General features: G+C 37.7%; 20 protein-coding genes. 6 read left to right on the forward strand and 14 right to left on the reverse strand.

From position 1 onward, the window contains the following. Positions 1-69: 69 nt before the first annotated feature. The 3 genes from M948_RS27385 to M948_RS27395 form a co-directional block, all read right to left on the reverse strand. A complete protein-coding gene (locus tag M948_RS27385) occupies positions 70-984 on the reverse strand; it encodes a carbohydrate ABC transporter permease (protein ID WP_021289604.1) in 915 nt (304 codons plus the stop codon). 3 nt (positions 985-987) lie between these two features. Beyond that, positions 988-1,854, reverse strand: a complete 867-nt coding sequence (locus M948_RS27390; RefSeq protein WP_021289605.1) for a carbohydrate ABC transporter permease — start codon at positions 1,852-1,854, stop codon at positions 988-990. 70 nt (positions 1,855-1,924) lie between these two features. Then, complete coding sequence (locus tag M948_RS27395; RefSeq protein ID WP_021289606.1) at positions 1,925-3,199, reverse strand: ABC transporter substrate-binding protein; 1,275 nt, start codon at positions 3,197-3,199, stop codon at positions 1,925-1,927. A 606-nt stretch (positions 3,200-3,805) separates the two neighbouring features. Between M948_RS27395 and M948_RS27400 the strand changes: the two genes are divergently transcribed. Next, entirely contained in the window at positions 3,806-4,531 is a 726-nt protein-coding gene (locus M948_RS27400) for a GntR family transcriptional regulator (protein WP_021289607.1), read from the forward strand. Between the two features lie 296 nt (positions 4,532-4,827). Beyond that, positions 4,828-6,231, forward strand: a complete 1,404-nt coding sequence (xylE, locus tag M948_RS27405) for a D-xylose transporter XylE (RefSeq protein WP_031335133.1) — start codon at positions 4,828-4,830, stop codon at positions 6,229-6,231. Between the two features lie 227 nt (positions 6,232-6,458). Here xylE and xylB read toward each other — a convergent pair whose 3' ends face one another. Continuing rightward, positions 6,459-7,958 (reverse strand): xylulokinase, encoded by a 1,500-nt coding sequence (xylB, locus tag M948_RS27410; protein WP_021289609.1) that lies wholly within the window; start codon positions 7,956-7,958, stop codon positions 6,459-6,461. Between the two features lie 24 nt (positions 7,959-7,982). Continuing rightward, a complete protein-coding gene (gene xylA / locus M948_RS27415) occupies positions 7,983-9,308 on the reverse strand; it encodes a xylose isomerase (RefSeq protein ID WP_021289610.1) in 1,326 nt (441 codons plus the stop codon). 182 nt (positions 9,309-9,490) lie between these two features. Here xylA and M948_RS27420 point away from each other — a divergent pair, with 182 nt between their 5' ends. Next, a complete protein-coding gene (locus M948_RS27420; protein WP_021289611.1) occupies positions 9,491-10,096 on the forward strand; it encodes a YesL family protein in 606 nt (201 codons plus the stop codon). A gap of 25 nt (positions 10,097-10,121) precedes the next feature. Here the strand turns inward: M948_RS27420 and M948_RS27425 are convergent, their stop codons facing one another. The 3 genes from M948_RS27425 to M948_RS27435 all read right to left on the reverse strand — a co-directional run bounded on the left by M948_RS27425 (position 10,122) and on the right by M948_RS27435 (position 13,213). Further along, the gene (locus M948_RS27425) at positions 10,122-10,943 is read right to left on the reverse strand and encodes a carbohydrate ABC transporter permease (RefSeq protein WP_021289612.1); all 822 of its coding nucleotides are present in this window, start codon (positions 10,941-10,943) and stop codon (positions 10,122-10,124) included. Between the two features lie 13 nt (positions 10,944-10,956). Further along, positions 10,957-11,835, reverse strand: a complete 879-nt coding sequence (locus M948_RS27430; protein WP_031335135.1) for a carbohydrate ABC transporter permease — start codon at positions 11,833-11,835, stop codon at positions 10,957-10,959. 79 nt (positions 11,836-11,914) lie between these two features. Further along, positions 11,915-13,213 (reverse strand): extracellular solute-binding protein, encoded by a 1,299-nt coding sequence (locus M948_RS27435; protein WP_021289614.1) that lies wholly within the window; start codon positions 13,211-13,213, stop codon positions 11,915-11,917. A 191-nt stretch (positions 13,214-13,404) separates the two neighbouring features. Between M948_RS27435 and M948_RS27440 the strand changes: the two genes are divergently transcribed. The 3 genes from M948_RS27440 to M948_RS27450 all read left to right on the forward strand — a co-directional run bounded on the left by M948_RS27440 (position 13,405) and on the right by M948_RS27450 (position 16,760). Further along, positions 13,405-14,595 carry an ROK family protein gene (locus tag M948_RS27440; protein WP_021289615.1) on the forward strand — a complete coding sequence of 397 codons (1,191 nt, stop codon included), beginning with the start codon at positions 13,405-13,407 and terminating at the stop codon, positions 14,593-14,595. A gap of 83 nt (positions 14,596-14,678) precedes the next feature. Next, on the forward strand, positions 14,679-16,289 hold the full coding sequence (locus tag M948_RS27445; RefSeq protein ID WP_021289616.1) for a glycoside hydrolase family 43 protein: 1,611 nt from the start codon (positions 14,679-14,681) through the stop codon (positions 16,287-16,289). A gap of 69 nt (positions 16,290-16,358) precedes the next feature. Beyond that, positions 16,359-16,760: a secondary thiamine-phosphate synthase enzyme YjbQ gene (locus M948_RS27450; protein WP_031335137.1), complete on the forward strand. Its 402-nt coding sequence runs from the start codon at positions 16,359-16,361 to the stop codon at positions 16,758-16,760. 199 nt (positions 16,761-16,959) lie between these two features. Here the strand turns inward: M948_RS27450 and M948_RS27455 are convergent, their stop codons facing one another. From M948_RS27455 to M948_RS27480, 6 genes are all read right to left on the reverse strand, one after another. Beyond that, a complete protein-coding gene (locus M948_RS27455; protein ID WP_021289618.1) occupies positions 16,960-18,147 on the reverse strand; it encodes an ABC transporter substrate-binding protein in 1,188 nt (395 codons plus the stop codon). A gap of 28 nt (positions 18,148-18,175) precedes the next feature. Further along, entirely contained in the window at positions 18,176-18,883 is a 708-nt protein-coding gene (locus M948_RS27460; RefSeq protein WP_021289619.1) for an ABC transporter ATP-binding protein, read from the reverse strand. Next, positions 18,876-19,640, reverse strand: coding sequence for an ABC transporter ATP-binding protein (locus M948_RS27465; RefSeq protein WP_021289620.1), 765 nt, complete (start codon positions 19,638-19,640; stop codon positions 18,876-18,878). The genes M948_RS27460 and M948_RS27465 overlap by 8 nt, the downstream gene beginning before the upstream one ends. A gap of 13 nt (positions 19,641-19,653) precedes the next feature. After that, a complete protein-coding gene (locus M948_RS27470) occupies positions 19,654-20,637 on the reverse strand; it encodes a branched-chain amino acid ABC transporter permease (protein WP_021289621.1) in 984 nt (327 codons plus the stop codon). Further along, positions 20,638-21,501 carry a branched-chain amino acid ABC transporter permease gene (locus M948_RS27475; RefSeq protein ID WP_021289622.1) on the reverse strand — a complete coding sequence of 288 codons (864 nt, stop codon included), beginning with the start codon at positions 21,499-21,501 and terminating at the stop codon, positions 20,638-20,640. A gap of 152 nt (positions 21,502-21,653) precedes the next feature. Next, positions 21,654-22,067, reverse strand: a complete 414-nt coding sequence (locus M948_RS27480) for an acyl-CoA thioesterase (RefSeq protein ID WP_021289623.1) — start codon at positions 22,065-22,067, stop codon at positions 21,654-21,656. Positions 22,068-22,323: the final 256 nt, after the last annotated feature.

The following is a 22,323-nucleotide window of genomic DNA, read 5'->3' on the forward strand; positions in this document are numbered from 1 at the left end:
CATCCTCCCTTTGTCAATGTAACAAGATTGGTAGAAAGCATATGCATCACTTTCCACCATTATCCCTGTTTACCCTTTAACTGCTCCAGAAGTTGCTCCTTTTTCCAATGTCTTTTGAGCGAATAAATAAAAGACAATCACCGGTATAACCGTCATCGCAATTGCCGCTGTCATTAGACCATAATCTGTACCATATTGGGAGCTGACATGTGATAATAAAACAACGATCGGACGGACTTGCTCCTGTTCAACGAGAACAAGCGATGTAAATAAGTCATTGTACGACCATAAAAATACAAATGTCCCCACTGTACCGAAAATAGGCAATGAGACCGGAAGAAATACTCTCGTAAACATTGACCAGCGACTGCACCCATCCATTAATGATGCCTCTTCCAGTTCTTTTGGTATCGTTGCCATATATCCACTAATAACGAGAATGGCAAATGGTAGATTCCCTGCTGTTTGTGGAATAATTAATGCCCAATACGTGTTCACCAATTCGAGATCGATCATCATTCGATAAACAGGTACAATCGTAGCAAATGCTGGAATTAACAAACTCATTACTAGAACTGTTTGCAACACTCCGCGAAGACGAAACCGCATCCTCGCCATAACAAAAGCTGCTAACCCCCCAAAGAATAGGGTAAAAAACACAACCGACCCAGACATAATAAAACTATTCAGATAACTCTTTCCAATATCTATTGTATCAAAAGCATTCAAATAATTCTGCAATGTTGGGTCAGCTGGCAGCCGAAACGTATTGGTGATAATCTCTTTTGATGGCTTAAACGAGTTTAAAAATACCCAAAGTAGTGGGAAGATTGTAGAAATTGACCAAACAATCAGGATCGTATAAATAAATAGTTTGCCAAATTTAGATTTTGTAAACAATCGGCCAAGGAAACTTTCCCATAATGTCAATTGTTTTTCTTCAGTACCCAAGTTGTGTTCACCACTTTTCTTGTTAAAATTCATCGATTAATAGGTTACCTCATCCTTATTGCTTAAAAACGTATTCGTAAGGAACGCCAATGACAGACCTATGACGACCATCAGTACTGCTAAGGTAGCACCGTAGCCAATCGCACCATCATCAAAAGCTTTTTGATACATGTATGTACCTAAAACCTCCGAAGATCTTGCTGGCCCGCCCCTCGTAATAATGTAAACCAATTCAAATATCTTTAATGCTCCTGTAATTGCTAGAACAAGGCATGTTTTTAAATCGCTAACAATTAGAGGAATCGTTAATTTGGTCATTCGTTGAAACCCTGTAATTCCTTCTAATTTAGCTGCTTCATAGAAATCGTCTGGGATCTTTTCTATCGCTGTTAGTATGATCAAAAAGTAAAAGCCTACATAACTCCATATCGTGGGAATTGCCACCATGTACAACGACGATTGCTCTGTCAGCCAAACAATTCGTTCAAATCCTAAATTCACTAATATTTCATTTAAGAGACCATTGCGATGATTATAAATTAATGTAAACAACAAACCGATAGCAGCACCGGAGATGACAATTGGAAAGAAAAACGTCGTGCGGAAAAAACGAACCCCATGTTTAATCGAGTCGACCATTACCGCTAACACCAAAGCTATACCTACTTGAAAAATAGCAACATATAACATTAATTCTAATGAATTTAATGTTGCGCCAATGGCAATCTCATCCTCAAACAACCGTTTATAATTATCCCATCCAATAAATTCCGAATTAAAAAAACCATCCGTATTATAAAAACTTTGAACAATGTTTTCGAAAAAAGGATAATATAAAAAAACAGCTGAGATTAAAAAAGCTGGCGCTAAGAAAAGAAATATAACGAATCGATCACCTTTCATAATGAACCCCTTTTTAACATGATTTAAATAAGAGCTGCCTCACATACGATGGAGACAGCCTTATCATGAATTATTCTAAAGCAGTAGCTTCTTCAAGTACATCCTTACCTGTTTTATCACCACTTACAATTTGTGGTACACTTGTTCGAATAAGTGTAAAAGCTTCTGGTAGAATCCGGTCATTAATTGGAGTCAATACTGATCCTGCTTCATCTACCATTTTATGACCTACTGCAATATTTTCTGGTAAATCAGATAGCGATCCTTTTGCTGGAACCTGTCCAGTAGCTTCTGCAATTCGTAAAATGTTTTCCTCTGATGTTAAAAAGTTGAATAACTTAACAACGGCATCTTTTTTATTCTCGTCTTCATACGCTTTTGTACTTATAAACCAACCTTGAGAAGCACCACCTACAACATCTCCAGTTGATCCACCTTCTGCGTAAATCGGCATTGGCAATACTTCTACATGTTCTGCAACTTCTTCTGGAATACTTCCCCACGCCCAAGAACCTTCATAGAGCATTGCTGCTTGTTCTTGATGGAAAAGATTGGAAGCCATCGCTAGATCAATCGTTCCTGCATCTTCGGGGAACGCTCCCATTTCTGCATGTTTCCCAATATTATCTAGACCTTCTGCCCATGCCGCATTTTTATCTGCCAAGGTAGCATTATAGTTCTCTGCACCACCAGCAGCTAGTGCATAATGCTCTACTACGTAATAAGAATCTTCGGTTGAAGCAGCTACTGGAATAATATCCGTTTCGGAGAACTGTTTAATTGCCTCTTCATATTTCTCCCAAGTTGTTGGCAAATCTACGCCATGTTCTTCAAATAATTTTTTATTGACAAATAACCCTTCATAGAAACCGGTTTGTGGAGCAGCATAAAGATTACCATCTTCATATCGCTGCTGTTCCAACATCTCTCCATAACCAGAAAGGTCTACACCTTCTGCTTCTTCAAGATTCACCACTTTTCCAGCATCGATAATTCCTTCAGCATCTACCGTATTAAAATAAAACATAAGATCTGGTTCGTTGTTCGATGTAAAGTCGGTATTTATTTTGGTACGAATTGTACCAGCATCTGCTGATTGAGACTCATTGACAATGGAAACATGAGGATTTTCTTTCTTAAATTCTTCTAATAATGTTTCAAACACTTCACCTGCCGGATCCGTACCTGCCATTGTAGTAACCACTCGTAGCTCTACATCCTCTTTCGCTTCTGCATCATTTCCTCCTGAAGATTCATTACCTCCATCATCTCCACATGCAGCAAGAAGCAATAGAAAAATTGACATAATCATTACCAAAAACCCAAAACTTCTTTTCTTCACCATATTTCTCCCCCTTTTTTTGTTATTACAAATAATACAACTTAAGTAACATTTAGTTGTCTATACCGATAGTACCAGTTTTCTGAAAAATGTCAATATTATCAATCTAAAAAATGTAATCGCTATATTTGTGATGTTTATCCTAATCCTAGTTCCTTTCTCTATTCAATTTGGACATATATTCATGCCATTAACACGTCATTAATGTATGTAACATGTTTCAAAATTTGTTTTAAAGGCTTATTATAGTTGCTTACTTGCAAAAACCTTTCATTGCATTGTGAGCAGTATTGTATGCAATTTCCAAATCGAACATAGGTCTATATGTCTATACCAATATTTATGGCTGTCATAATCACAAATGCATTCACAATATAACGTGTTAAATGAAGGTACGCTTCATTTGTATTCGTTAGTTATAAAATGATTATTTCATCCCCCTAAACGATCGACATTCCTTCATATCATGATTAATTATTCCATTTACATTCCCAATTAACTGTTCTAGACAACTATATAGATTGGTGCTATGCTTTAATTAACTAATAAATGAAAATTTTCTTTCTATATAAAATAGAATAGGAATATATTCAACTAAGGAGTAACGACATGATTAATAAAAAATCTCCGATCCCAATCTATCATCAACTTGAGAAACATATTAAGAATCAAATTGAAAAACAGGAGTTACAGCCTGGAGATATATTACCTTCAGAACGTGAATACGCCGAAACGTACAATATAAGTAGAATGACAGTCAGGCAAGCAATTATGAATCTTGTAAGTGATCAACTCCTTTATCGAATAAAAGGTAAGGGCACCTTTGTAATGGGACCAAAATTTGAACAGAAGTTACAAGGCTTGACTAGTTTTACAGAAGAAATGCATGCAAGGGGAATGCAAACAAGCAGCAAATTACTTCAGTTTGAGATCGTTCCAGCTGGAAAGGAGCTTGCTAAACAGCTAGGAATAAAAGAATACGCACCAGTGTATGAAATCAAACGAATACGACTGGCTGAAGATATTCCTATGGCACTCGAACGCACGTATATCCCAGCAAACCTAGTAATGGGAATCACAGAAGAAATTGTCCAGCATTCACTCTATCAATATATTGAAAATACCCTTCATTTAAAGATTATGGATGGATTTCAACTAATTGAAGCTGCGATTGCAAATGAAGAAGAAGTTAAACATCTTCAAATTGAAGAACATTCCCCGATTCTTCTTATGCAACGAACTACTCATTTAGAGAATAAACATACACTGGAAGTCGTAAAATCTTCGTACCGAGCGGACCGCTATAAATTCATGATCGATCTCATTCGTTATTAGACAATACGAAATCGGTATAAAGCAGGCATGCTCTCCACAGGCACGGGCTCTGCTATAACGAGTCAGCAAAACCACTTCCCAAGTAAGAAGATCTTCATGACCTGTGTTCTTTAGCTAGATTCATACCTATTTCCACCACCTTAGTTTATCCGATAGACAAACTAAGTGTTTCCTGTTATACTTAATTTCAGAAATTGAAAGCGCTAAACAAATCTTGAAAGGAGGATAAGACAGGTTACTTGCTTCTTTTGAAATCGTTATATGTAAGCGATTTATAACCTGGCTTTAAAATGAACATGACAAAGAATAGAAACTCCCTTTATATCTTTTCCATTACTTTTGTGGCAACTTTAGGTGGACTGTTATTTGGTTACGATACTGCTGTGATCTCAGGGGCAGAGAAATCTATCGAGAATTATCTAATTAATGGATTGGGGCTAAGTTCATTTATTCATGGAATAACTACTTCTAGTGCTTTGATTGGATGTATCATAGGAGGAATAATTGCTGGCTTTTTCTCTTCGACCTTTGGACGGAAAAAATCATTAATTGTAGCCTCAATTCTCTTTTTATTGTCAGCATTAGGTTCAGCCTACCCAGAGTTTTTATTTTTCGAAGTGGGAGAACCAACAATTGGTCTATTACTTACCTTTAATTTCTACCGAATAATCGGTGGGATTGGAGTTGGTTTGGCTTCAGCAATTGTGCCGATGTATATTGGTGAAATTGCACCAGCTACTATACGGGGGAGGCTTGTATCTTTTAATCAATTCGCCATTATATTTGGAATGTTAGTCGTCTATTTTGTAAATTGGGGCATTGCAAGAGGACAGTCATTAGACTGGATAAATGAAATGGGATGGCGGTTTATGTTTGCTTCAGAAGCTATTCCAGCATTATTATTTGGTGTTTTCCTTTTCTTTGTACCTGAAACACCTAGATACTTAGCATTAACCAATCAAGAAAGTAAAGCCTTAACCATTTTAACAAAGATCAATGGGAAGAACACAGCTTCCAACATCTTACAAGATATTAAACAATCAAAAAGCGCCTCTAAATCAAAGCTTTTCGCTTATGGTAAAACGGTAATCGTTATCGGGATTTTACTTTCCGTCTTCCAGCAATTTGTAGGTATTAATGTTGCCCTATACTATGCACCTCGTATTTTTGAAAGCATGGGTGCAGCAAAAGATGCTTCTATGCTTCAAACCATTGTGATGGGACTGGTGAATGTAATCTTCACGATTATTGCTATTATTACGGTGGATAAATTAGGACGCCGCCCATTATTAATAACTGGCTCCATTGGAATGGCTGTTGGAATGTTCGGAGTTGCCGGATTAGCTTTTGCCAATATTATAAGCATTGGGACATTAATCTTTATTATTATCTATACTGCTTCATTTATGATGTCATGGGGCCCAATTTGCTGGGTACTTATTTCTGAAATTTTCCCTAATAAAATTCGTGGCCAAGCTGTAGCAATTGCAGTAGCCGCACAATGGGCAGCCAACTATCTTGTATCTTCCACTTATCCAATGATGATGGAATATAGTGGTGGAATGACGTATGGAATTTATGGCATTGTCAGTGTAATCTCTGCCCTATTTGTTTGGAAGTTTGTACCAGAAACGAAAGGAAAGACATTAGAAGAGATGGAAAACATGTGGAACAATTCAAAAGAGACCAAAATTAGCTAATAGCAAACATAGATGGACAGCTAAACGGGTAGTTGTCCTTCTATGTTTTCATATACATCGAGTAGGGTTGTATAATGGCATTTCTCAACATACGCTTTCTTCCCCTTCACATATACTCTTTTGTTTTAAAACAAATTCTATTAAACGAAAAACCCTTTTCTACCTATTGAACATCCTCTATGATGCCCACCTTTAGGAAGAGAAAGGGAAATTCACTTACTTGTCTTTTACTTTCGATAGTCAACCAAAGCTTCATTTAATTCCTTTGTTTGGTAATAAATGTTTTTATAAAGAAGAAACAACTGCTGATACATTTTGACTTTATCTGAATCAGGGTAAAACTCATGCTCGACCTGTAGGAATGTATCTGCACATGCCTGGAGTGAATCAAACCAGTCGCAGCCAAATGCCGCCAACATAGCAGCACCCATACCAGGGCCTTGTTCACTAGAAAGCTTAATTATTCTTGCGTTAAAAATATCTGCTTGCATTTGTAGCCATTCTGAATTCTTTGCCCCCCCTCCCGTTGAAATAACGGTATCAATTTGCTTTCCGCTCTTTCGAAATATCGAGATCGATTCATGAAGAGAAAAAGTAATACCTTCCAAAACAGCACGAACAAAATCACGTCGCTCATGCGAGCTATCCATACCAATAAAACTTCCTCTAATATTCGCATCTGCGTGGGGGGTTCTTTCTCCTGAAATATATGGGGTGAATAATAATCCATTTGATCCTGGAGGAACAGCGCTGATCTCATTTAGAAGATTTTCATAGCTATCCTCTTTAGCAACTACTTCTTTAAACCAACTTAAACTATGTCCTGCTGCCAACGTAACTCCCATCGTATAATAGGCATCTGGAACGGCATGATTACAATAATGAACCTCCCCATGAAAGTCTTTATCATTGGTAGATTCATAGGAGAGCACGACGCCTGAAGTCCCAATACTACATAACGTCTTGCCATCCTCTAATATGCCAGAACCAATTGCTCCACAAGCATTATCTGCCCCCCCAGCAAAAACACGTGTTGCTGGAGAGAGACCAGTATCTGCAGCTATTTCGGCATTGATCTTTCCTACTGATTCATGGGAACCGATGAGCGGGGGGCAAATACTTGTAGAAATATCGAGCAGTTCACAAATTTCCGTGCTCCATTGATGCTTATTTATATCTAGGAGAAGAGTGCCCGCAGCATCGGAATAGTCCATATGCAATTGTCCGGTTAATCTATACCGTAAATAGTCCTTTGGTAATACAAATTTGGCTGCCTTTTGATAATTACCTGGTTCATTTGCCTTGACCCACAGTAATTTTGGCAAGGTGAATCCTTCTAAAGCAGGGTTTTTAGTGATCTCCAATAAGCGCTTTTCTCCAACGATATTGTAGATTTGTTTGCACTGATCTGTTGTTCTTGTATCATTCCAAAGAATTGCAGGACGAATAATTTGATTGTTATTGTCCATAAGAACTAACCCATGCATTTGCCCGGAAAAACTCATTCCTTGAATGGCTGCTTTATCACCCTGGAAATGCTGTAATAACTCCGTTAATCCTGCTAATGTTTGTGTGACCCACTCATTTGGGTCTTGTTCGCTGTAACCTGCCTTTTTTTGTATTAACGGATACGATTTTGAAACTTCCTTAACAACCTCGCCAAGCTGATTGACTAATAATAACTTTACTGCACTTGTTCCTAAATCCACACCAATCACGTACTTCATTGCTCACACCTCATTTAGTACCGCTTATTCACCTGCATAGGCTCTAAGTAAGTATTGATTCATTGTTGTCTTAATTTTTTCAAGTCGTCCAGATTGATGGCTTATCTCTTTTAATTCTAACGCATGTGCCTCTAATTTGTGAAAATCGGTGTTCCCTTCAACAATTTCTTTGCCAATACCTTCATTATAACTGTTGTATCGTTCATTGATAACGCCATCTAGCACTTGATCCTCAATTAATTGTTGTGCTACACGTAAACCAACAGCGAAGCTATCCATTCCGGCAATATGCGCATGGAATAAATCCTCTGGTTCAAATGAACCTCTTCTTACTTTCGCATCAAAGTTAAGGCCACCACGACCTAGCCCACCATTTTTAAGAATTTCGTACATAGCTAGCGTGGTACTATATAAATCGGTTGGAAATTCATCTGTATCCCACCCAAGTAACGGATCGCCCTGATTTGCATCAACAGAACCCAGCATGTTGTTAATGCGAGCATAGCGTAACTCATGTTCAAAGGTATGGCCAGCCAATGTAGCATGGTTTGCCTCAATATTAAATTTAAAGTGATCTTGTAAATCATACTTTTGTAAGAAAGCAAATCCTGTAGCTACATCAAAATCATACTGATGTGTCGTGGGCTCCTTTGGTTTTGGCTCAATTAAGAACTGTCCATTAAATCCAATTTCTTTGGCATAATCAACCGCCATATGGAAAAAACGACCCAGATTATCCATTTCTAATTGCATATCGGTATTTAAGAGCGTTTCGTATCCTTCACGTCCTCCCCAGAACACATAATTTTCTGCACCTAATTCTTTTCCAATTTCCAGTCCTTTTTTCACTTTAGCTGCAGAATAAGCAAAGATGTCTGCATGATTAGAAGAAGCCGCACCATGAATAAACCGTGGATGGGTAAAGTTATTCGCTGTATTCCAGAGCAATTTCGTTTTGCTATCTTTCATGTAGTCCTTCATTAAGCTAACAATCGTATCTAGGTTTTGATTGGTTTCTTTTAAATTCCTTCCCTCGGGCGCGATATCTACATCGTGAAAGCAGAAAAATGGAACATCTAATTTCTCAAATAATTCAAAAGCGGCGTCCAACCGTGCTTTTGCTAAATCCATACCTGTATACTTATCCCAAGGACGCACCATTGTTCCCGCACCAAATGGATCTGACCCATCCATAGTAAATGTATGCCAATAAGCGACTGCATAACGAAGTATCTCTTCCATCGTTTTTCCGCCGATCTTTTCATCTGGATTATAGAACTTGAATGCATAGGCATTGGTTGATGATGCACCTTCATACTTTATTTTTGGTACATTGTTGAAATATTTCATTATCTATACCTCCTATTAATAATACTTTTCATGTAAATGCTTTCAATTTAAAGTATAGCAATCTATCATTAGTTTGTCTATTGAATAAACTAAGTTTATAATAAAAGAACTAGTTTAGAACAAAAAGCGTTTCCATTATAATATAAAGATATAGGACTTTTGATAGTTAAGGAGATTCTTATATGAACAGTGTACTTTATCGGATACTAGAATGGATAACTAAAATGGCTTTGGTCAATGTATTATGGATCTTTTTTTCCTTAATAGGTGCTATTATTATCGGGATTTTCCCTTCTACAACTGCTATGTATGCAATTATACGCAAATGGTTACGAAGGGATACGGATATTCCTGTGCTCCGTACATTCTGGGTATACTACAAAAAAGAATTTAGGAAAAGCAATATTCTCGGGGCCATCCTCTTGCCAGGTATCCTGTTAATATGTCTGGATATTTGGTATATCCAGGCAAGTCGATTAGATTGGATACAAGTACCTTTATTTGCATTTATACTATTGTATATCATTTTCTTATTTTACATTTTTCCAACATATGTCCATTATGACCTCCATGTATTTAAGATAATAAAGCAAGCATTTTTAATTATGTTGATTCATCCGCTCCATACGTTTTTAATGATTCTTTGTCTAACGATTTTATTCTTCATTTACCAAACACTTCCTGCATTGGCTTTTATTTTTGGAGGATCCATTTATGCATTGATTACGATGTGGCTCGGTTTACATGCATTTCAATTGATTCACAAAAAACAGGAAACTCACAAGTGAATCAACCATAAACTAGGGTGCTATCTTACCCTTTTACAGCACTAGATGAGATTCCTTCTACTACTTTATTACTGAAGAATAGAAAGGCTAGTAGAATAGGAAGAAAACTAATAATTAACGTCGCTCCAATCGCTCCCCAATCTGTCATATACTGGCCAATGAAGTTCTGAATACCTACTGTTAACGTCTTGTATTCATCCGAACTAATGAATGTATTGACGAAAACAAATTCGTTCCAATTATAGATCATATTAATAATTACCGTTGTTGACATTATTGGCGTTGTCATGGGGAGAATAATTCTAAAAAACATTCGATGGATGGAACATCCGTCAATAATGGCTGCTTCTTCGATTTCCCGTGGTAATGTATAATAGAAACCTAATAGAATCATTATCGTAATAGGCAGATTATAAGCAGTATACGTAATAACAATCGACCACGGATTATCGATTAAATTTACATTTAAAAACATATTAAACAACGGGATAATGCTTGAATGTATAGGTATCATTAAACCTACCATAAATAAACCTAAAACAAGCTTATTCCATTTCCATTGCATGCGAGTGATTGCAAATGTCGCCATGCTTGCAAACAGTACAGTTAGGATAATCGCTACCCCCGTTATCCAGATACTATTCCAAAAGTAACCTCCTATCCCCCCTTCCCATACGGTTACGTAATTTTCCCATCTGAATTCTGCTGGTAATGCAAACGGTGATCCTGAAAAGATTTCTTGATTATCTTTTAAGGAGAACATAAAAAGCCAGATAATAGGAAATACCTGAAATAAAGCAACAAGTGCCAATGCGATATATAAGATGACATATCCAATACGTTGCATGTTATCCCTCCTTTTAGTATTGAATTTCTTCTTTGGTAGCAGTAGCTTTTCTAATAATAATCGTGACAATCAAGGTAATAATAAGTAATAAAAATCCAATAGCACTTCCATAACCGAAATCGTTACTCGAGAAGGCTAGTTTATACATATACGAGGCCATAACCTCACTTGCACCATTTGGACCTCCACCTGTCATGACATAGATCAAATCAAAGTACTTTAATGAACCGACAATTGCCAGTACAATTGTTACTTTAATCACCGTCATAATTAATGGTACTTTAATTCGGAACGCAATCTGAAGTGGGGTCGCTCCATCAATTCTAGCTGCTTCTATAATCGTTTCGGGGATATTTTTTAACGCTGCATAATAAATAAGAATATAAAAACCAGCATACTGCCATAAAATAGGAACGAAAATAGCAAATAATACAATAGAGGGTTCAGCTAACCAAGCTGGTGGATTTTCAAACCCAATTGTCATTAACACACTATTTAACATGCCATTCGTTGGATTAAATACTTTAATCCAGAGCTGAGCAATCGCTACAGATGATAGCAACATTGGTACTAGATAAATCTTTCTTAATAAATCAGATCCTTTTATCCTGGAGGCTAGTATGACTGATATGGCGAGATATCCTACTAAGCTAAGTGTTGAAAACAGCGCTAATAATAAAGAATGCCATGCACTTTCCCAAAACTTCACATCCTGAATTGCTGTAATATAATTCTCCAGTCCAATAAATTCCATGGCACTAATTCCATTCCAATCCATCAAGCCATAGTAGCCCGAAAGCAGAAGTGGAATAAATATGAGAACCCCGACTAATAAGAGAGCCGGAAGTATATAGATGGTAATCACCCATTTATTTGACATTACTTTATTCATTACATTCAACTCCATATTGAGAAGTTGAAAAGGACATCCTTTTGGGATGGTCCTTTTCATCATTAATCAGGTGATCTCCCTATTCGTTAGACAGCGCGTCTTCATGCTGCTTAGTGAAATCCCCCGGTGCTACTTCTTTACCGAATAAGGACTGAATCATATCCAGATGCACCTGCGCTACATCCGCACTCATTTGGACATCTGCAAATAGCGTAAGATTACTTGCCTGATTCAAATCATTTAATACATCCACATACATTTGTGGGAGATCAAGCGATCCGGCATCCACTTTTGTTGCTGGAATAACTCCTGCTTCTGTTACTGACTTCTCTCCCCATTCTTGTACAAAGAAGGACGCAAAATCTTTTGCCTCTTGTTTTACTTCTGAGTTTTCGGATACAAATAGACCGACACCTGGTCCGCCAACAAAGCTATTCATATCGCCATTTCCATCAACAGTTGGGAAATTAAAGTACCCGACAGAGTCTCTGAATTCTTGTGGCACATCCTCATTGGTCGTGTAATTAGGCAGATCCCAAGTTGCAATTAAATACATAGCTGCTTGTTCGTTCATAAACATACTCTTTGCTTCTTCATCGGAAAGTCCATTAAATCCTTTTACGAATGTATTCATGTCTACTAAATTTTGTACTTCCTTAGCTGCTTGTACTAAGTCAGGGTCATCAAATGAAGCTGACCGATTTATCGCATTTGTTAATAGATCAGAACCACCAATTCGATCAGCCAAGTACATATACCATAAAGAACCTGTCCATCGATCTTTATTACCTAAGGCAACTGGTGCTACACCATTATCGTTTAACGTTTTAACAATTTGTTGGAATTCTTCATATGTTTTTGGCGCTTCTAGGCCATATGCTTCAAAAATTGCTTTATTATAAAATACAGTTGCAATGTTTAATTCCAATGGCAATCCATATGTAGTGCCATCCACAGCATATGCTTCAGCTGTACCCGATACAAATCGATCTTTCAGTTCACCTTCTACCAAATCATCTAAAGGCGCAAATAATTCACCATCAACATAGGGTTCAAGAAATCCTGCTGCCCACGTCATCCCGACATCAGGCAATTCATTCGATGTCGAAAGCACTTTTAACTTGTCTTTGTATTGCTCATTACTCAAGACTTCTAAATCAATAGTTACATCAGGATTTTCACTTTCAAAATCGTTAATGATTTCGCTTACAATTTTATTATGCTGAGCAGAACTACCCTCTGGCCATAAATGCATAAATTTTACTGTTTTACCATCTTCAGAGCTAGCCTGCCCTTCATCTGCATCAGAACATCCAACTGCTAGGGTAAGCAGCATGAAAACTGACAACAAGAATGTAATCGCTTTCTTTTTAAACATAAACAAACCCCCGCCCCTTATTTTTTAAAAAGTTGCAATTTACTTACGAAATAAGAATATCATGCAAAACATCGTTTGTCTACTGAATAAACAAAGTTTATTTTTGTTAAATTTATGGTACACTGGAAACAGAGAGCTGCTTAGTTCTATGCATCGTTACTGACAAATTAATGAAAGAGATGACGTTATCGATGAGAATGACAAAAACATTTAATCAACATGTAGTTAAAAAAGAAAACAAATCACTCGTATTGGAGACAATTAAAGATCGTTCCCCCATTTCACGAGCTGATGTTTCAAACGTAACTGGTTTGAACAAAGGCACTGTGTCCTCTCTAGTAAGTGAATTACTGGATGAAGTGTTACTTAATGAATCAGGACCTGGACAATCAAGCGGTGGTCGAAGGCCCGTTATGCTATTATTTAATGAAAAAGCGGGATATTCAATTGGCATCGACTTAGGAGTCAATTACTTACTTGGCGTATTAACTGATTTAAAAGGAAACATTTGCCATGAGGAAGTTATGAAGTTTAAAGATTTAGGATACGAGGAGATTCTAACAAACCTATTCCACATCATAGACACTTTAATTGCATCAACTCCAGAAAGCCCCTACGGCATTATAGGAATAGGGATAGGCGTACCAGGTGCCGTTAATAAAGATGGAAATATTCTTTTAGCACCGAATTTAGATTGGAAAAATATACATTTAAAAGAAATAGTAGAAAACAAATATGATCTGCCAGTCATTGTAGAAAATGAAGCAAATGCTGGAGCATATGGAGAGCAGAAGTTCGGTGTAGGGAAAAGCTTTTCAAATATTATTTATATCAGTGTAGGAATAGGGATAGGAGTCGGACTAATATTAAATGGTAAACTCTATAAAGGGAACAATGGTTTTTCTGGTGAATTAGGACATATGACCATTCAAGTGGACGGGTTACCATGTCGTTGTGGAAATCAAGGTTGTTGGGAATTATATGCCTCTGAAAGAGCTTTAGTTAAACGAGCAGAGGGACGTAATATAGTTGCAAAACCAGGGGAAGATATTTCGCTGGAAGGTTTAACAAGCTTAGCAGAAAACGAGGATAAAGAAGCTATCCAGCTATTCGAACAAATTGGCGATTATTTAGGAGTAGGGATAAATAATATTATCAATACCTTTAACCCCGAGCAGGTAATTATCGGGAATCGAATGGCTGCTGCAAGTAAATGGTTGGATCAACCTTTAAAAAATCGAATGATTAATCAAACTCTATGGTTTCAACAAAAAGGTTTTCAGATTAATTATTCTGAACTTTCCACGCATTCAACAGCCTTAGGTGTTGCTGCATTTTCCGTAGAGAATTTCTTTAGAAATGATTTACTGCAAAATATGTGATGATGTCTTAAGACATCATCACATATTTCAGATATTTTTATGAAAGCGGATTCTAATAAATTTTTATAAAGGAGATATTTTTCATGAACAGGATTAAGAACCCTATCTTAACAGGTTTTAACCCAGATCCATGTATCTGTCGTGCGGGTGAAGACTATTATATTGCCGTCTCTACCTTTGAATGGTTCCCTGGAGTAGGTATTTACCATTCAAAGGATTTAAAGAATTGGCGACTGGTTGCAAGACCCTTGAATCGTTTAAGTCAATTAAACATGATGGGAAACCCAGATTCAGGTGGGGTTTGGGCCCCAGCTTTATCATTCAGTGATAATAAGTTCTGGCTTATCTATACCGATGTAAAAGTTGTCGATGGAAACTGGAAGGATTGCCATAATTACTTGGTCACCTGTGATACGATTGACGGGGAGTGGTCTGACCCAATACATATGAACAGCTCAGGGTTTGATCCATCTCTTTTCCACGATGAGGATGGCAGAAAATACTTTGTCAATATGGTATGGGACCATCGTGATGGCAATCATAATTTCTATGGGATTGTCCTGCAAGAATATGATCCGGTTAAGGAAAAACTCATCGGCAAAAAAGAAGTCATCTTTAAGGGAACCGATGTTAGGCTTACTGAAGCTCCCCATTTGTATAGAAAAAATAATTATTACTATCTTTTAACAGCAGAAGGCGGAACCAGATTTGATCATCAAGCAACCATTGCACGTTCAACACAGATAAATGGTCCATATGAAGTACATCCAGATAATCCATTAATTACTTCCTTTCCTTACCCGAGAAATCCTCTTCAAAAGGCTGGGCATGCCTCTATTGTTCATACCCATACGGATGAGTGGTTTTTGGTCCATTTAACAGGTCGTCCATTGCCTCAGGAAAATAAGCCTTTATTAGATCCAAGAGGTTATTGCCCACTTGGAAGGGAAACTGCCATCCAGCGAATGAAATGGCAAAACGATTGGCCGTATATTGTTGGCGGCAACCAACCCTTTCTTGAAATCGAAGGTCCGAATATGAAGGAAGTACAATGGGATAATGATATGGAAGGAAATGAAGATTTTAATGAAAAGGTGCTAAATCACCAGTTTCAATCCTTACGCATTCCATTGGGAGAAGACATTGTTTCTCTGAATGACAACCCTGGCCACCTGCGCATTTATGGCAGAGAATCATTAACTTCTAAATTCACGCAAGGTTTTATTGCACGCCGTTGGCAGCATTTTAATTTCACTGCAGAAACAAAAGTATCCTTTCAACCTGAGACGTTCCAACAAGCAGCTGGATTAGTAAACTATTATAATACGAAGAATTGGACTGCCTTGCAAATTACATGGAATGAAATAAAAGGTAGAATTCTAGATTTAACCATCTGCGATAACTTCTCATTGACCCAGCCACTAGGAGACAATAGAATTTCCATTCCAGATGATATACAGTATGTATATTTACGCGTAGATGTAAATACAACCGTTTATGAATATGCTTATTCGCTAGACGGTGAAACTTGGACAAAAATACCAGTAAAGCTACCTTCCTATAAACTATCGGATGATTATATTCATGGTGGTGGTTTCTTTACAGGTGCATTTGTCGGCATGCAGTGTCAGGATACCTCTGGACAGTATAACTATGCAGACTTTGATTATTTCAGCTATACCGCCAAATGCTAATCCTTTCCTTTCATCCTTCCTTGTTTTCAAGTTATAATTATTATAAGAGCAGGAGAAAGGGTGAGGGTTTTGAATCAAACATTTTCTATTCGGACGGAAAAACATTCGGATATGCTCGATATTACCGCTCAATTGGAAAATTGGATTCGTGAAGCGAACATAGAAGATGGGATCTTAGTTGTGCAGTCGATGCATACAACGGCAGGGATTACGGTTAATGAAAATGCAGATCCTGATGTAAAAACAGATATGTTAATGCGATTGGACGAGATTTACCCATGGGAACATCGGAAGGACAAACATTTTGAAGGGAATACTGCAGCTCACTTAAAGACAAGTACCATGGGGCATGCACAAACATTAATTATTCGAGATGGGAAGCTTGTACTTGGAACGTGGCAAGGCGTTTATTTCTGTGAATTTGATGGCCCACGTCATCGGAATTTCCATGCGAAAATCATTCAAGCTTAACATCACGAGGACGATCGGACGATTTCCGTGCAAAACAATTTATTACCAATAAAAAGCTTGTAGCTAAACGTTTTTCTACAAGCTTAGGGGGAGAACCTGATATCGGTTCTCCCTATTTATTAGGAGATCGAGACAAACAATTTAGATAAAATAATAAACGGAAATCTCAAACAAGGTACGCTATGTCCAGCCCTTCTGATTAATCGCCAGATACTGGAACTACTTTGCCGCCTTCAACTGCACCATATTGCGTATTAATCTCAAACCCACCATTTTCATCTATCTTTTCAATCTCATACACTTTCTTTTCTTCTGGTAATGATTCTAGACCATCTTGAATATGTTCTCTAATCACAGTTGCATCTTCTACATTACCAGCTGCTTTCATTGCTTCTACAAAGATATACATGGATAAATAGTGGAAGCCTGCCTCTGAACCAGGATCTTTGTTATATTTTTCCTGATACTTTTTCACGAATTCCTCTGTTCCTGGATAATTGGCGTTGATCAATGGAATCGTGCCAATCGAACCTTCTAATGGTTCGTATGAGCCAGTGACATTTTTCATTTCATCTAGCTTTGCCTGATCCATTACAATAAAACCACCTTCGAACCCTAAATCTCTTGCTTGTTGAGCCACTTTTGCTGTAGGTTCAGAAGGGCCCCCAATAAATAAAACATCCGGATTTGATTCAAGTGCATTCGTTAAGAAAGTAAAGAAATCCGTGTCTTTCGAGAAATCAATCGCGGATTCATGCACCACTTCGCCACCTGCTTTTTCCCAATATGGTTTAATTGCTTCTGCCCAGTCCTTCCCATATTGTGTGACTGGTGGTAGTGCAGCTAATTTGTTACCGAAGTTCTCCATAGCATAATTAGTAAATGGCTCTAAGTAACCATCATAACTTGGGGGAATGCGTACCGTTAACTCATTCCCTGCTTCGGTAATCGCTGGTTCACTCGAATATGCGCCAATCAGAAAGTTCTCTTGTTCATTAAATACTTGTAATGCAGCGATTCCCCCACTGTGTGGTGTGAACACAACTGGTGTATCATCCTCTTGAACGAGTCGACGTGCATTTGCAGCAGTCTCATTTGGTAAGTACTTGTCATCATAAGCAATTAAATTTAGCTTATACGTTTTTCCATCTACTTCAAATCCTTGTTCGTTAATTTCTTCCACAGCCATTTCTAGGCCATTTAATGTATTTTCCCCGTAATAAGCAGCTGCCCCACTTAATGGCCCGCTATAACCAATATTCACAACGTTCTCTCCACCAGTTGCTTCTTCTTTATCATTACTGGTTTTTCCTGCTGAATCAATACATGCTGATAGAAATACAATGATAAAACCAACCAATAGCATTCTTATAATTTTACCTTTCATTTGATTCCCTCCTTTTTTCAATTAACTACTAAGCTCCTACATATGCCTTCCTTACTTCCTCATTGGCCAGCAATTCTTCTGCACTCCCTTGGACAACAACCTTACCGCTTTCATAAACATACCCCTTATCCGCGATGCTTAGAGCTGCATTTGCATTTTGCTCAGCTAGTAGAATCGTTGTCCCCTCCTGATTGATTTGTTGAATGCTTTTAAACATTTGCTCTACGATTAAAGGAGCTAAGCCAATAGAAGGTTCATCTAACAGCATAAATTCTGGTTTGGCCATTAGTGCTCTGCCAATTGCCAGCATTTGCTGTTGGCCGCCACTAAGTGAACCGGCAGGATTACTTCGTTTTTCATAAAGAATAGGAAATAACTCAAACACCTCTTGAAGGGTTGCTCTTAATCTACTTTTCTTGCCTCTATGAACGTATCCTCCTAACATAAGATTTTCTTGTACGGTCATTTGTTGAAATAGCTTTCGATCCTCCGCACACTGGACAATCCCCATCTTTACTATTTTGTCTGGTGACTTTCCAGCTATTGACTGACCATTTAGCATGATATGCCCGGAAACAGGCTTATTTAAGCCACTAATTGTTTGGAAGGTAGTACTCTTTCCTGCCCCATTTGCACCAAGTAAAACAACAATTTCACCATGGTCTACTTCCAGATTCACTCGATGTAACGCCTCAAAGTTTCCATACTTAACGGTAAGATTTACTAATTTAAGCACTCGCTTCCCCTCCCAAATAGGCACGGATAACTTCTTCATTTTTATTGATCTCTTCAGGTGCCCCTTCAGCAATTTTTTCTCCATAATTGAGTACCATGATTTTGTCTGCCATCTGCATAATCATTTTCATTTTGTGTTCAATTAAGCAAATCGTAATGCCCATTTGTGCCAATTCAGTAATTAATCCTGCTAACCCATTAGTTTCATCTGGATTAATCCCAGCAGTAGGCTCGTCGAGGAAAAGCACTTCTGGATCGGTTGCTAAAGCTAAGGCAATGGCAACTCGCTTTTTTTCCTCTTGGGAGATATTCGTTACTATTTTTGTAGCCACATGGGTTAACCCTGTTGCTTGCAAAACTTCCCATGCTTTTTCTTTGCATTGTTCTTCTTCTTGTTTGCAACGTTTCGTTCGTAAAATTGCATCCAACAAATTTGTTTTTGTTCGCAGTCTGTGGCCCACAATGACATTATCAAATACCGTTGCACGTTCAAATAAATTCGTTGTTTGAAACGTTCTTGCTATGCCAAGTTCTGCTATTTTATTTGAGGATAAATGGGAAATCTCTTGGTCTTTAAAGAACACTTCTCCAGAACTCGGACGATGCAGACCAGTGATGAGATTAAAAAATGTAGATTTGCCTGCCCCGTTAGGCCCGATAATGGCATTGATCTTCCCTTTTTCAATAGCAAAATCGACCTCTTTGACTGCAGTTAGACCTCCAAATTCTTTGGATAACTCCCTTGTTTCAAAATACATGATGCATTCCCTCCTACGCTTGTTTTTTCATTGTGGTCATGTTTATTCGCTGCTTTTCCTTTCGTCGTGCCCTCCATTGTAAAAACGTACCGGAAATTCCTCCAGGAGCAAAGATAATGATTAACGTAAGCAGCGGACCAAAAATCAACATACGATAATCCTGCAGAAATTGTAAATTCTGAGATAACCAAACAATTAATAATGTTCCTATCAACGGACCGGATAATGTCCCAATTCCGCCGACAATCATATAGGTTAATAAATCAAAAGTGATGGTTGTATAGGCGATTTCCGGTCCGATAAATCGAATAAAACTTGCATAGAGCGCTCCCGCTAGTCCTGCATAAAAAGTAGACAATACAAACGAAGTGAGTTTGTTTCGCATTGGTGATATACCAAGTGATTGTGCTAAAGGCTCACTGTTTCGAATAGCTGTAAAGGATCTTCCTGTAAGGGAATGGACGATTCGGTATACGGTAAAAATGACAAGAAGTAGAATGGTGAAAACAAAATAGTATTGGGAAAGTGGTGTAGAAAGAGAAATAAAACCGATATCAGCTGGAGCAGGTATGCCTATTAACCCCCGAACTCCTCCAGTTAACGAGTCCCATTTATCAATGATTAAATAGATAATGTAGCCAACACATAAGGTGTAAATTGCGAAGAAATGTTCTTTGGTGCGAAGTGCGATAAGTCCAATCATTACACCAATAATGCATGTAATGATGGGTGAAAGCATAAATGCCAACCAATAATTCAATTCGACTTTTACAGTAAGTAATCCAAGTGAATATGCTCCTATAGCAAAGAAGCCTGCATGTGCTAAGGAAAGATAGCCAGTATATCCAGAAAGTAGATTTAAACCATAAACGGCAATTGTCCAAATAAAAGCTAATGTCAAAATATGAATATAGTATTGGTTCGGTACGATTAAAGGAAAGATAATAGCAAGCAAGATCAAGACAAATAAGAGCCCTTTCTTATTGACCACTGCCATTTATACGCCCCCTTTCGCAAAAATACCTTGTGGTTTGATGGAGAGAATAACGATTAATAAGACAAAGGCAATAATATCTTTGTAGTCACTAGAGATATAAGTCGCTCCTATACTTTCACTGAAACCTAAAATATAACCGCCTAAGATGGCGCCAGGAATACTGCCCATACCACCAATGATGATAATGACAAAGGCTTTTAAAATAACTAAATGCCCCATCCCAGGAAATACGAGGTTAATTGGGGAAGTAAGTGAGGCACCGATTGCCGCTAGTGTCCCAGCTATAAAAAAAGTTATAACTGCTACTTTGTTGGTGTTAATTCCCACTAACGAAGCTCCTTCACGATTTTGAGCCATTGCCAGTATTGAAGCTCCCATAAATGTTTTCTTTAAAAACAGATAAAGTAAAATCATAACCGCAATTGCGGCTACGACGATAATTAACCGCTGAACAGTCAATGTTACATCAGCAAATTGAATAACTTGCCCGTATGGCGTGGGCATTTGCCGATAATCAGCACCCCAAATTAACTGGGCAAGTGCTTCCAGAAAAAGCAGCATTCCGATTGCAGCAACTTTATGCTGAATGGGGGTGGACTTTCGTAATGGATGAAAGACAAGTCGATCCATAAGTACACTCAGTATTCCAATTGTTATAATGGAAATGAGGATGGATATCCAATAATTCACCCCTAAATAAACCATCATCGTTAACGTGACGTACCCACCGAGCATGTAAAGCGCACCATGAGCAAAGTTTGGTATGTGTAAAATGCCATAAACCAGAGTTAATCCCAGAGCTACCAAACTATAGACACTTCCAATTGTTAATCCATTAAACAGCTGCTGAATAAATATATCCATGCCAACTCCCCTTACTTCGTTAATTTTACAGACTGGTTCGTAGCCTGGTCATCTCCTGTCACTGTATTTTTCCTTCTGACAGATATTTAAAGCGCTTACATAATTGACTTAGCTCTCCTCGAGCATAGAAATCCCTCCTTTTTACAAATACATTACTTGGGCAGTGCTTGCAGGTAAGACGTTAAGTTCTGCCTTAGTTCATTAGGTATCTCAATTGTTTTTTGTTCAGCATAGTTAAAGCACACTGTAATTGCTGTAGTTTTAGCAATTTCAATTCCTGTTGCTTTATCTGATAACGTATGGCCGATCGTAAAACTTTTTCCTCCTACATTTGTGACGTAAGTATATAGCTTTAACTCCTGACCAGCGTATGCTTGAGAAATATAGTCACACGTAATCGATGCCAAAATGAAATTCAAGGCATCGTTTCTTTCAGGACACACGATTTTAAAAAACTTCGTTCGGGCTTCTTCAAAGTAGAAAAAATAACTCACATTATTAACATGGCCAGCAGCATCTGTCTCACTAAAACGAACATATATATCTATCTCATGTACATAATCCAATTAAATCACTCCTCAACTTCACATTTTAAATCCGATTACATTAATGAACATACAAGTATTACATTTTACGTCAACTACAATCGTAGACTTACTAAACACCATCAACATACTAACTACTCGGTATGTTCTGAATATTTAATATTATTATAGCAAAAACACTTCGTATTTCAATGTATTTTTTTGATTTTTTATTTTAATACAACCAACGATCCACTTTTACAATTAATTAAAAGTGAATCGTTTGACCAAATTTAGT

The organism is Virgibacillus sp. CM-4, assembly GCF_000445495.1.
GTDB classification, from domain to species: domain Bacteria; phylum Bacillota; class Bacilli; order Bacillales; family Amphibacillaceae; genus Virgibacillus; species Virgibacillus salexigens.